At 62.7% G+C, this 11,839-nt stretch carries 8 protein-coding genes; 4 read left to right on the top strand and 4 right to left on the bottom strand.

From position 1 onward, the window contains the following. Positions 1–2 precede the first annotated feature (2 nt). A complete protein-coding gene (locus OX462_RS09535) occupies positions 3–2,276 on the bottom strand; it encodes a xanthine dehydrogenase family protein molybdopterin-binding subunit (RefSeq protein ID WP_409028269.1) in 2,274 nt (757 codons plus the stop codon). A 10-nt stretch (positions 2,277–2,286) separates the two neighbouring features. Beyond that, the gene (locus OX462_RS09530) at positions 2,287–5,412 is read right to left on the bottom strand and encodes a bifunctional diguanylate cyclase/phosphodiesterase (RefSeq protein ID WP_409028268.1); all 3,126 of its coding nucleotides are present in this window, start codon (positions 5,410–5,412) and stop codon (positions 2,287–2,289) included. Between the two features lie 261 nt (positions 5,413–5,673). Between OX462_RS09530 and OX462_RS09525 the strand changes: the two genes are divergently transcribed. Next, positions 5,674–6,180, top strand: coding sequence for a DUF1993 domain-containing protein (locus tag OX462_RS09525; protein ID WP_034779265.1), 507 nt, complete (start codon positions 5,674–5,676; stop codon positions 6,178–6,180). A 116-nt stretch (positions 6,181–6,296) separates the two neighbouring features. On the opposite strand, the gene OX462_RS09520 is transcribed toward OX462_RS09525, so the two are convergent. Together OX462_RS09520 and OX462_RS09515 are read right to left on the bottom strand one after the other, a co-directional pair. Then, positions 6,297–6,491 (bottom strand): DUF1289 domain-containing protein, encoded by a 195-nt coding sequence (locus OX462_RS09520; RefSeq protein ID WP_034749680.1) that lies wholly within the window; start codon positions 6,489–6,491, stop codon positions 6,297–6,299. Further along, positions 6,491–7,063 (bottom strand): DUF1415 domain-containing protein, encoded by a 573-nt coding sequence (locus OX462_RS09515; protein ID WP_070311434.1) that lies wholly within the window; start codon positions 7,061–7,063, stop codon positions 6,491–6,493. The genes OX462_RS09520 and OX462_RS09515 overlap by 1 nt, the downstream gene beginning before the upstream one ends. A 328-nt stretch (positions 7,064–7,391) precedes the next feature. On the opposite strand from OX462_RS09515, the gene OX462_RS09510 reads away from it, so the two are divergent. From OX462_RS09510 to OX462_RS09500, 3 genes are all read left to right on the top strand, one after another. Further along, positions 7,392–8,804, top strand: a complete 1,413-nt coding sequence (locus tag OX462_RS09510) for a transglycosylase SLT domain-containing protein (protein WP_070288666.1) — start codon at positions 7,392–7,394, stop codon at positions 8,802–8,804. 99 nt (positions 8,805–8,903) lie between these two features. Continuing rightward, on the top strand, positions 8,904–9,692 hold the full coding sequence (gene fabI / locus OX462_RS09505) for an enoyl-ACP reductase FabI (protein WP_409028267.1): 789 nt from the start codon (positions 8,904–8,906) through the stop codon (positions 9,690–9,692). A 490-nt stretch (positions 9,693–10,182) separates the two neighbouring features. After that, positions 10,183–11,589: a DEAD/DEAH box helicase gene (locus OX462_RS09500; RefSeq protein ID WP_035820280.1), complete on the top strand. Its 1,407-nt coding sequence runs from the start codon at positions 10,183–10,185 to the stop codon at positions 11,587–11,589. Positions 11,590–11,839 lie beyond the last annotated feature (250 nt).

Genomic DNA, 11,839 nt, shown 5'->3' with positions numbered 1-11,839 from the left:
CATCAAGCCAGGCGCAGCGGCAAGCTGCGCAGGCGTTTGCCCGTCAGACTGAACACGGCGTTGGCCACGGCCGGCGCGATCGGCGGCGTGCCCGGTTCGCCCACGCCTTCCGGATGCTCGGCGCTGGCGATGATGATGGTTTCAACCTCGGGCGTTTGCCCCATGCGCAGCACCGGATAGTCGTGGAAGTTGCCTTGCTCGACCTTCCCTTCCTGGAACGTGATCTCGCCGCCCAGCGCCGCCGACAGGCCGAACAGCACGGCTGACTCCATCTGCTGGGCGATGATGTTCGGATTGACGGCGATGCCGCAATCGATGGCGCACACGACGCGCTGCACGCGGATCTCGCCGTTTTCCACGGACACTTGCGCCACTTGCGCGACGATGCTGCCGAACGACTGGTGCAGGGCCACGCCATGCGCATGGCCGGGCGGAGCACTGCCCGCCCTGGCGACGGCTGCATCGAGCACGGCCAGGTGGCGCGGATGCTGCGTCAGCATGGCGCGGCGGAAGGCGATGCCGTCCTGCCCCGCAGCATGCGCGAGTTCGTCGATAAAGCTTTCCTTGAAGAATGCATTATGCGAATGCCCGACGGAGCGCCAGTAGCCGACCGGCACGGCACTGTCGGCGATCACGTGGGCGATGCGCTGGTTGGCGATTTCATACGGCATGTCGAATTCGCCTTCCGCCGTGGTCTTGTCCGGCCCCGCGCCGGGCAGGCCGAAATTGCGCTGCAGGTACTGGTGCGTGATGGAGCCGCTGACGGATTTATTGTCCCAGGAAGCGATGCGGCCATGCTCGTCGAGCCGGGCCGCGAAGCGGGCCAGCGCGGCGGGACGGTACATATCGTGCTTGGTGTCCTGTTCGCGCGTCCACACCAGCTGCACGGGCGCGCCATCGCACTGCAGCGCGATGGCCACGGCCTGCGCCACCATGTCCACTTCCAGGCGGCGGCCGAAACCGCCGCCGAGCAGCAGCACTTCAATGCTGACATCCTGCGCATCGACGCCGGCCACTTTCGCCGCCACGTCGACGGCGATGCCGGGCGCCTGCGTCGACACCCACAGCATCACCTTGCCATTTTTCACCTGCGCGGTGCAGTTGACGGGTTCCATGGCGGCGTGCGCAAGGAACGGCGCGCGGTATTCGGCCTTGACGCTGCGCAAGCCTTGCACGGCTTTACTTTCCACCTCGCCGCTGGCGTGGTAGGCGTAACCGGCCTCGGTGTCCAGCAGGCGGGCAAATTCCGCATACACGCCCGCGCTGGACAAGTTCGCCTGCGGGCCGGCCTTCCACTGCGTCGGCAAGGCGGCGGCCGCCTGTCTGGCGCGCCACCAAGTGTCGGCCACCACGGCGGCACACGAGACGCTGCGCTGGGCCAGCTGCGGCGTCAGGTCCAGCACTTGCTTTACGCCGGGCATGGCCAGGATGGGCGCCGCATCGAACGCGGACAAGGTATCGCCCAAGCGCGGCGGCAGATGCAGGGCCGCATACAGCATGCCGGGCGGACGCGCATCGATGCCGAAACGCGCGCTGCCGTTGACTTTGGACGGCGTGTCGCGGCGCGGCGCCGGCTGGCCGATCAGTTTGAAATCCTTGGGCGACTTCAGCACGGGCGTGCCCGGATCGATGGCGGCGGCGCGCTGCGCCAGGCTGGCGTAGCTGGCGCGCCGGCCATCGGGGTGGAGCACGTCGCCATTTTCCGTGCGGCATTGCGCGGCCGGCACCTGCCACAACGCGGCGGCGGCCCCCACCAGCATGGCGCGCGCGGACGCCCCCGCCTCGCGCATCGGACCCCAGCCATCCTTCACGCTCGACGAGCCGCCCGTGACGATCACGCCCAGTTCGCGCGCCGCCTTGGCCACCGTCCACTGGGCCAGCGCTTTGACGCGGCCCTGGTCATCGGGATGGAACGGCAGGCTATCCTTGAGCATGGCGACGTTGCCGAAGATTTTATCCATGGGCGCCTGGATCAGCTTGACGCTGGCCAGCGGCACGTCGAGTTCCTCGGCCACCAGCATGGGCAAGGCCGTGTGCACGCCCTGCCCCATCTCGCTGCGCGGCATGGCCAGGGTCACCGTGCCATCCGTGCCTATGGCCAGCCAGCCGTTCAAGGCCACGGCGCCATCCTGGAGCGGCAGCGGCGCACTGCCATGCAGGCGCTGGCGCGGCGGCAGCACGCCCCATCCCAGCACCAGGGCGCCCACGCCGGCCACGCCGAGGCCAAGGCCGCCGAGCAGGAAACGACGGCGCGACGGGGAGGATTGTGCGGCCATGGGCTGTCCTTTATAGTAGTGAGTGATCGATCCAGCGCTCCAGCATATCCTGTGCCAGCACCGGACGGCTATAAAAATAACCTTGCGCCAGCTTGCAGCCATGGCGCAGCAGGAAGGCGGCCTGCTCTTCCGTCTCCACGCCTTCGGCGATCACGGACAATTGCATGCTCTTGCCCAGCTGGATGATGGCAATCGCAATCGCTTCGTCATTGACGTCCGTCGAGATATCCTTGATGAAGGAGCGGTCGATCTTCAAGGTCTGCACGGGCAGCTGTTTCAGATACGCGAGCGAGGAATAGCCGGTGCCGAAATCGTCGATGGCCAGGCCCACGCCGATGGCGTGCAAGTCATTGATGAAACCGAGGGCGTCGCCCGTGTTCATGATGACGGATTCCGTCACTTCCAGCTGCAGCCGCTGCGGCTCGAGACCCGTTTCCTGCAAGATGGCGGCCACCATGCCGGCGATGCTGCCCCGTTCGAACTGCTTGACGGACAGGTTGACGGCCATCTTCGGCACGTGCAAGCCCTGCGCCTGCCAGCGCATCATCTGGCGGCACGCTTCGTCGAGCACCCATTTTCCCAACTGGTTGATGAAACCGCTGTCTTCGGCCAGCGGAATGAAACGCGCGGGCGGCACCAGGCCCAGTTCCGGGTGGTTCCAGCGCACCAGCGCCTCGACGCCGACCAGGCGGCCCGTGTCGATTTCCACCTGCGGCTGGTAATTGAGGAACATCTCGTTCTTCTCGATCGAGCGGCGCAAAAAGGTTTCCAGGCGCAGGCGCTCGACGCCCTCGCCCGTCATCGACGGCGCATAGAAGCGGTAGCCGTTGCGCCCGCGCGCCTTGGCCTGGTACATGGCCACGTCGGCATTACGTATCAGCATGTTCAAGTCCAGCGCATCGTCTGGATACAGGCTGATGCCCACGCTGCAGGTGACGAACAGTTCGTGGTCGGCCACCGTGAACGGCTGGTCGAACATGGTCATCAGCTTTTCCGCCACCTGCGTCGCGCCGTACTCGCCGTCGATACCCTCGAGCAGCACGATGAACTCGTCGCCGCCCAGGCGCGCCAGGGTGTCGCCTTCGCGCAGGCGGGCCGCCAGCTGGCCGGCCACCTTCTGCAGCAATTCGTCGCCCACGTGGTGGCCCAGGGTGTCGTTGACGTTCTTGAAGCGGTCCAGGTCGATGAACAGCACGGCCAGCTGCTCCTGGTCGCGCGCGGCGCGCAGCAGCGCGTGCTGCAGGCGGTCGTGGAACAGCAGGCGGTTCGGCAGCGCCGTCAGCGGATCGTGGTGGGCCATGTGGTCGAGCTTTTCCTGCGACTCCTTGACCAGCGTGATATCGCTGAACACGCCCACGTAATGCGTGGTGCCGGCGCGCGCGTCGCGCACGGCGCTGATGGTCAGCCACTCCAGATACAGCTCGCCGTTCTTGCGCTGGTGCCAGATCTCGCCACGCCAGAAACCGCTGGCCTTCAATTCGTCCCACATGGCCTGGTAGAACGCAGAGTCGTGGCGCGCCGAGCGTGTCAGCGAGGAATGCTGGCCCACCGCCTCGGCTTCGGTATAGCCGGTGATCTGCGTGAAGGCGGGATTGACGGTGACGATGATGCCGCCCGCATCGACCACCATCACGCCGTCGGCGATATGTTCGAGCACGGTGGCCGACAGGCGCAGCTTTTCCTCGGCTTCCTTGCGCGCCGTGATATCGGCATACACCCAGATACTGCCCTCGTTGGGGCGCAGGGGATCGAGCGCGCAACCGCTGACCAGCGCCCAGAACAGACTGCCGTCGCGGCGCTTGTACTGGCGCTCCTCGCTGAAATCGCCGCCCGCGGCCATTGCCGGATACTGGCGCTCGCCCGCCTCCTCGAAGTCATATGAGGTCATGAACACGATGGCGGTGGAACTGCCCGTCATCTCGGCATGGCCGTAGCCGAACAGTTCCTCGCAGCGGCGATTGACGGAAATGATGCGGCGGTGGCGCACGAACATCACGCCGAACATCACGTTGTCGAGGATCGCGCTCTGCTCCGTGAGCAGCGCCTCGATGCGCATCTCGTGGTGCTTGCGCTGGCTGATGTCGGCAATGATGCCATCGATCCAGATGACGCCCTGCTCGCCCGCCTGCGGCTGGCCATTCTCGGCCACCCAGCGCTCGATGCCGAAAGCGTCGATGATGCGGTATTCGAGCGCATACGGCCGTTCGTCGGCCACGGCCTGGCGCACGGCGCGGCGGTGCTCGCGCCGGTCTTCCGGACAGATCAGGTCGGCCCAGGCATGCGTGGTGCCGCGCATGAACTGATGCGCCGAATAGCCGGCGATCTCTTCGATGGCGTCGCTGACGAAATCGATGGGCCCATCGGGCCGGTAGCGGAAAACGGCACCCGGCACCTGCGTGACGATGGTGCGGAAACGCTCTTCGCGCTGACCCACATCCTCGAACAGCTGGCCGATGGCCGCGCGCATTTGCTCGAGCTGGGCCGTCAGGCGACCCAGTTCATCATTGCTGTGCGACGTCAGCGGCGTGTCGAAATCGCCGTGCGACAGGCGGTCGGAAAAGCGCGTCAGGCGGCGCAGGGGTTTGAGCAGGCGGCGGTTCAGGAACAGCACGATCAGCGCCATCGACACGGCCAGCTGGGCGCCCAGCACGAAAATATAGGACATCTGCTTTTCGCGCAGCTCCTGCTGGCTGCGCGCGTCGTCCATCTCGACGACGATGTGGCCGATGCGTTCGCCGCGCACGAGGATGTCGCGTTCGGCGCGGTACAGATTGCCCACGGGCCGCTGCGGCGCCTGCAGACGGATGAATTCCGTGTCGCCCTGCCCCAGCACCTTCACCAGCAGCACGGCGCGGTCGCGCATCACCGATTCGACCAGCGAATGGGCCGATTCCGCATTCATGTTCCACAGCGACTCCTGCATGCCCAGCGCCAGGATGTCGGCATTGCGCTGCAAGGCCTCGTTCAGGCTGGTGCGCGCCGACTGGCGCTCATGCACGCCGACCAGCACATAGCTGCCGAAAATGGCGGGCACGACCAGGCCGCCGAATACCACCAGCAGCAGGGCGCCATAGATCGATGAGCCGTACAGCACGCGCAGGCTGGCGCGCAGGCGCTGGTAAGGTGAATTAAACATGCGGCAACAGGGCAACAGGGATCAGGCGGGCGATCATCGAACTTTACAGGGGAATTCAGGTGACAAGGCGGGAAGAAACTTTTTCAAAAGCAATTATGCATGGAAAAAGCGGGAAAAGTCACCAATAAACACGTGTCAGCATCCAGGTCATGCTATATAGACAGGCTTGAAAAACCACACGTGGGCCGGCGCGCCCGGGCGGCGCCAGCAAAAAAGCGCGCGGCTTGCTATCATCGCGCCACTTTACCTAGAGGAACCACCATGACCTTCTCCATCTACTCCGCTTCGATCCCCGTCTTCAAACAGATCCTGGGCAGCCTGGCCGCCATCCTGGACAAGGCGGAAACGCACGCGCAAGACAAGAAAATCGACCCGAACGCCCTGCTGCAATTCCGCTTGTTCCCGGACATGCTGCCGTTCGTGCGCCAGATCCAGATCGCCACCGACTTCGCCAAGGGCTGCGGCGCGCGTCTGGCCGGCGTGGCCGTGCCGCCGTATGAAGACAGCGAACAGAGCTTTGCAGAGCTGAAAGCGCGCATCGTGAAAACCATCGCCTTCCTGGAAAGTCTGCCGCAAGCGGACATCGACGGCAGCGAAACGCGCGCCATCACCACCGGCAGCGGCGAAAAGACCAAGCACTTCACGGGCCAGACCTATCTGTTCCACTACGCGCTGCCGCACTTCTTCTTCCATGCGACGACGGCGTACGACATCCTGCGCCACAATGGCATCGAAGTCGGCAAGAAGGATTTTATCGGCAGTTATTAATAGTTGACGCCAAAAGTACCGGGGTCAGACCCTCGCGGCCGCCAACGCTGAGCTCTGCGTTGGCGGCCTTGGGGGTCTGACCCCAGCAGTTGCCTTTGGGTTTGGCAATACAAACGTCAAGTATTCCGGCGCGGATACCCCTGCGCCAGGATGCGCACCCACACCACTTCCTTCTCCTCGTCCGTCATCGACACCCAGTGGGCCACTTCCACCACGGTGCGGCCGCAGCCGCGGCAGATTTCATCGAACGTCGTCGAGCACACGGCCACGCAGGGCGTGTCTGGACGCGGCGGCAATTCCTTGTCAGCCATCAGGATACCTTCGGCAAGCCGAGCTTTTCCCAGCCTTCGACGCCCAGCGCTTCCAGGGTGGCGATATTCTTGTCGAAGATTTCCGACGCTTCCGGGAACGCTTCGACGGCGCGCTCGATGCTGTCTTCGCGCAGCAGGTGCAGGGTCGGGTACGGCGAGCGGTTGGTGTAGTTGCTGATGTCGTCCTCGAACGTCTCGGCAAACTGGTAGTGCGGGTGGAAACTGGCCACTTGCAGTTCGCCGGCCAGGTGCATGTCTTCCACGGCCGCGTCGGCCACATCGAGGAACTCGTTGTAGTCGAGGAAATCGTTCAGGGTGTAAGGGTGGATCAGCAAGGTCGTGTCGATCTGTTCCGGGTCCGTGTCGGCCAGGGTTTGCAGCTCGTCCATCAGCATCGCCAGCAGATCTTCCGGGTTCTCCGACTCGCATACCACATAGCGGATCTGCTTCTTGACGTGCACGGCCTTGGCGAACGGGCACAGGTTCAGGCCGATCACGGCCTTTTCCAGCCAGGCAACGGTATTGGCGATGATGACGGCGTTGTCGTCGTCGTGGCGCGGCGGGGTGTTCATATACTTAACTCTCTATCAATAAGGCAGCCGGCAGCCAAATGGCCGGCCAAAGCCAAATTGTACGCACTCTTTGCGCAGTCTCATACCGGACGGGCGCCAAGCTTGCGCCAGCCTCGTCGCCATGTATGCTATAACAGCGGCCGAATCGCACATCTGGCAAATTAAATTTGTAATAATTGCATTATTAGCGACTGGAAACATCGCTATTGACGCCTATGTGCTGTCATCATGCTGACATAATTCTTGACTCCGGCATGTGGATATACGTACACTCGCAGCTTGATCATGGGTCTGTCCGATGTTTCTCCGACGACAACAATGGAACACTATGCACGAAAACTCCTTTAAATCTACCGTCCTGGCGGCGTTGGCCCTGGCGCTTGCGCCCGCCCTCAGCCAGGCGTACGAAGCCGGTGTTGAGAGCGATAACGCGCCAGTCGCGGCCGCCGCACCAGCCCTGATCCCGATGACCGCCCAGGTCACGGCGAAACTCCCCACCCTCGACAACCGCCTGCAAAAGACCGACCGTCTGCTGAAAAACCTCAGCGACAATTCCGATCCGCTGCGCGAAGCCGACGTCTGGGGCCGCATCCGCAGCGGCTATGCGATTCCCGACATCAACAACCAGCTGGTGGCGAATCACGTCAACTGGTACGCCACCCGCCCCGACTACATCGCCCGCACCACGGCACGCGCCTCGCGCTACATCTTCCACGTGGTGCAGGAACTGGAAAAGCGCGGCATGCCGACGGAACTGGCCTTGCTGCCGTTCATCGAGTCCGCCTTCAACCCGCAGGCGTTCTCCAGCGCCAATGCGGCCGGCATGTGGCAATTCGTGCCCGCCACCGGGCGCGATTTCAACCTCAAGCAAAACATGTTCAAGGACGAGCGCCGCGGCGTGCTGGCCTCGACCGATGCGGCCCTGACATACCTGCAGCGCCTGTATGACATGTTTGGCGACTGGCAACTGGCCCTGGCTGCCTACAACTGGGGCGAAGGTTCGGTGCAGCGCGCCATCAAGAAAAACCAGGCACTGGGCAAGCCGACCGACTTCGAAAGCCTGGCCGACCTGATGCCGGCCGAAACGCGCAACTACGTGCCGAAACTGCAAGCGGTCAAAAACATCATCGCCAATCCGGCCCAGTTCGGCCTGACCCTGCCCGTGGTCGACAACCAGCCCTACTTCACGGCCATCGACAAGACCAGCGACATCGACATCACCGTCGCCGCCCAGCTGGCCGAACTGTCGATGGATGAATTCAAGGCCTTGAATCCGCAATTTAACCGCCCCGTCATCATCGGCGGCGAAAAGACCAAGATTCTGTTGCCGCAGGAAAACGCCGCCAAGTTCACCACCAACCTGGCGCAATGGGGCCATGCCTTGTCGAGCTGGACCACGCACAAGATCACCAATGCGCGCGAACGCATCGAAACCCTGGCGTCGAAATTCGGCACCACGGCCGACGTGCTGCGCCAGGCCAACAACATTCCCCAGCGCACCAGCCTGCGCGCCGGTTCCACCATCCTCGTGCCGAAAACCTCGGCCACGATGAACAGCGACATCACCCAGGAAATCGCCGACAGCGCCACCATGCTGCTGGAAGCGGACCGTCCTGAACGGGCCGCCAAAGCGCTGCGCCGCGTCGCCAAGGGCGGCAAGGCGCAAACAGCACCGATCTCGCTGGTGAAGCCGCGCATCCAGCGTGGCGGCGGTAACAGTCGGGCAAAAGCGCGTCACTGATCGCCTGAGTTGTATTGACGCACTTCACCGGCCGCCACAGCTTTGCTGTCGCGGCCGGTTGTACATTCGCCCGACCCACCACCCCAGACAGGAGTCGTCATGGCTTTCTTGCAAGGCAAAAAAATCCTCATCACGGGCTTGCTGTCGAACCGCTCCATCGCCTATGGCATCGCCAAGGCTTGCCACCGCGAAGGCGCCACCCTCGCCTTCACCTATGTGGGCGAGCGCTTCAAGGAGCGCATCACGGAATTTGCGGCCGAATTCGGCAGCGAACTGGTGTTCGACTGCGACGTGTCCAGCGATGAACAGATCAGCGCCGTCTTCCGCGACCTGGCACGCCACTGGGATCAATTGGACGGCCTCGTGCACGCCATCGGCTTCGCGCCGCGCGAGGCGATCGCGGGCGACTTCCTCGACGGCCTGTCGCGCGACAGCTTCCGCATCGCCCACGACATTTCCGCCTACAGTTTTCCCGCCATGGCCAAGGCGGCCCTGCCCCTGCTGCATCCGGGCGCGTCGGTCCTGACCCTGACCTACCTGGGCGCCGTGCGCGCCGTGCCCTACTACAACACCATGGGCCTGGCCAAGGCGTCGCTGGAAGCGTCCGTGCGCTACCTGGCCGAATCGCTAGGCCCGCGCGGCATCCGCGCCAACGGCATCTCCGCCGGCCCCATCAAGACACTGGCCGCTTCCGGCATCAAGGATTTCAGCAAGTTGCTGGGCTTCGTGGCCGAGCACGCCCCGCTGCGCCGCAACGTCACCATCGAAGAGGTCGGCAACACGGCCGCCTTTCTGCTGTCCGACCTCGCGTCGGGCATCACGGGCGAGATTACCTACGTCGATGGCGGCTTTTCACAAGTGATGGCCGTCAATCCCGAAGTAGAGTAAGCGGTGACGTGTGCCGACCTGGCGGCATGCCAAGGGAATGTATCAGCTGGAGCCCGGCCTGCACGGCAGGCACCGCCGCTGCCCGCCGACATCGTGGCCATGCTCAATTAAACGGGCGAAATCTACGTATTCCTACTGATTTCAGATAGGAAACATCTTCAAAACGTGGTAGGACTTGCGTTTCTTCCCATTTAGCCCGTGCAAAACGGCGGCAAATACGGTATAGTGTCGTTGTGCGCTGCAATATGTTCCCTTGAAGCGATGGCAACACCGCAGTCATGCACTACAAACTTAGCAGCTTCGCAAGCCTTAGCGCATCCACAGGATGCCGCTTATAAAGCCCTCCCGCCTTGTGTGTCGCACCTGACACCGTCCCGGCGCAAAGCTTTTGTGCCGAAATTTCTTTTTAGTTGAGTCATTTCGTTTTGGTTGGCGTTGCTATTTTGCGTTCTGCTTTTTGCAAGAACGCTGATTTTTACGAAAGAAAAGAATGACATTTGAATCCTTAGGCCTGCATCCGTCCATCATCGCCGCTCTGACCGAATCGGGCTACACCGCGCCAACCGCGGTACAGTCGCAAGCGATTCCAGCCGCGATCGAAGGCCGTGACCTGCTGGTCTCGTCGCAGACCGGTTCGGGCAAGACCGCAGCTTTCATGCTGCCGTCGCTGCACAAACTGGCCAGCGCCGAACAAAGTGCCGCCGGCAAGACGCCGAACCAGGAAATGCAAGCATCGCGCGCCCGCGGCGAGCGTCCACGCTTCAAGGCTGCCCAGCCAAAAATGCTGGTACTGACGCCAACGCGCGAACTGGCCCTGCAAGTGACCACCAACACCGACAAGTACAGCACCGGCATCCGCCGCATCAAGGCTGTGTCGATTCTGGGCGGCATGCCTTACCCTAAACAGATGCAATTGCTGGCCAAGAATCCTGAGATCCTGGTCGCCACCCCTGGCCGTCTGATCGACCACATGGATTCGGGCAAGATCGACTTCTCGCAACTGGAAATCCTGGTGCTGGACGAAGCCGACCGCATGCTGGACATGGGTTTCATCGACGACATCGAAAAAATCGTGGAAGCGACGCCGGAAGGCCGTCAAACCATGCTGTTCTCGGCAACCTTGGACGGCGTCGTCGGCAACATGGCCCGCCGCATCACGAAAAACCCGCTGGTCATCCAGGTGGCAAGCTCGAGCAACAAGCATGAAAACATCACCCAGCGCGTGCACTTCGTCGACGATCTGTCGCACAAGAATCGCCTGCTGGACCACCTGCTGCGCGACGAATCGCTGGACCAGGCTGTTGTGTTCACCGCCACCAAGCGTGACGCCGACACCATCGCCGACCGCCTGAACATCGCCGGTTTCTCGGCTGCCGCCTTGCACGGCGACATGCATCAGGGCGCGCGTAACCGCACCCTGGACGGCATGCGCCGCGGCCAGGTCAAAGTGCTGGTTGCCACCGACGTTGCCGCCCGCGGCATCGACGTGCCGACGATCACCCACGTGTTCAACTACGATCTGCCGAAGTTCCCGGAAGACTACGTCCACCGCATCGGCCGTACCGGCCGCGCTGGCCGCAATGGCCTGGCCATCTCGCTGGTGAACCACGCTGAAGGCATGAACGTCAAACGCATCGAACGCTTCACCAAGCAATTGATCCCGGTCAATGTCATCGAAGGTTTCGAGCCGAAGAAAACGGCATCGGCACCACGTTCGAGCGCCCGTCCAGGCGGCTGGAAACCAGGCGACAACCGTGGCGGCGCGAAGCCAGGCCAACGCACGTTCAGCAAGCCGGGCGCACCACGCAAGGACGGCGCGCCGAGCACCGGCGGCGGCTACAAGGGTTCCAACCCGCGCAGCACCGACGGCGCACGCCGCAGCTACGGCGACCGTTAATCACGGTTAGCCGCTGCAAGTCGCAGTAGGAAAAAAAGCCACCAGCGTAATCTGGTGGCTTTTTTTTGCCCGCCGATTTGACAGCGGCATACCGGCTGACTGCGCCTCTCGGGAGAGATTTCCTATCATAAAAAATGAAAATACTTTCAGATAAAAAACATAAAGGCATCGCATAATCACATACGTTACTCAAGATCAAACTTCACTGGAGTTTTCAGAATATAGTCACATCAGAGAATGCAGATAACAA

This window comes from Janthinobacterium aestuarii, assembly GCF_046113285.1.
In the GTDB taxonomy this organism is placed as follows: Bacteria; Pseudomonadota; Gammaproteobacteria; order Burkholderiales; family Burkholderiaceae_D; genus Janthinobacterium.
Note: the sequence above shows the minus strand (reverse complement) of the source record. Positions and strands in the feature narration are given on the sequence as shown.

Bases quoted from the DNA above. Each gene is read 5' to 3' on its own strand.
- OX462_RS09535 (WP_409028269.1), bottom strand. From the start codon at position 2,276: ATGGCCGCACAATCCTCCCCGTCGCGCCGTCGTTTCCTGCTCGGCGGC.
- OX462_RS09530 (WP_409028268.1), bottom strand. From the start codon at position 5,412: ATGTTTAATTCACCTTACCAGCGCCTGCGCGCCAGCCTGCGCGTGCTG.
- OX462_RS09525 (WP_034779265.1), top strand. From the start codon at position 5,674: ATGACCTTCTCCATCTACTCCGCTTCGATCCCCGTCTTCAAACAGATC.
- OX462_RS09520 (WP_034749680.1), bottom strand. From the start codon at position 6,491: ATGGCTGACAAGGAATTGCCGCCGCGTCCAGACACGCCCTGCGTGGCC.
- OX462_RS09515 (WP_070311434.1), bottom strand. From the start codon at position 7,063: ATGAACACCCCGCCGCGCCACGACGACGACAACGCCGTCATCATCGCC.
- OX462_RS09510 (WP_070288666.1), top strand. From the start codon at position 7,392: ATGCACGAAAACTCCTTTAAATCTACCGTCCTGGCGGCGTTGGCCCTG.
- fabI (WP_409028267.1), top strand. From the start codon at position 8,904: ATGGCTTTCTTGCAAGGCAAAAAAATCCTCATCACGGGCTTGCTGTCG.
- OX462_RS09500 (WP_035820280.1), top strand. From the start codon at position 10,183: ATGACATTTGAATCCTTAGGCCTGCATCCGTCCATCATCGCCGCTCTG.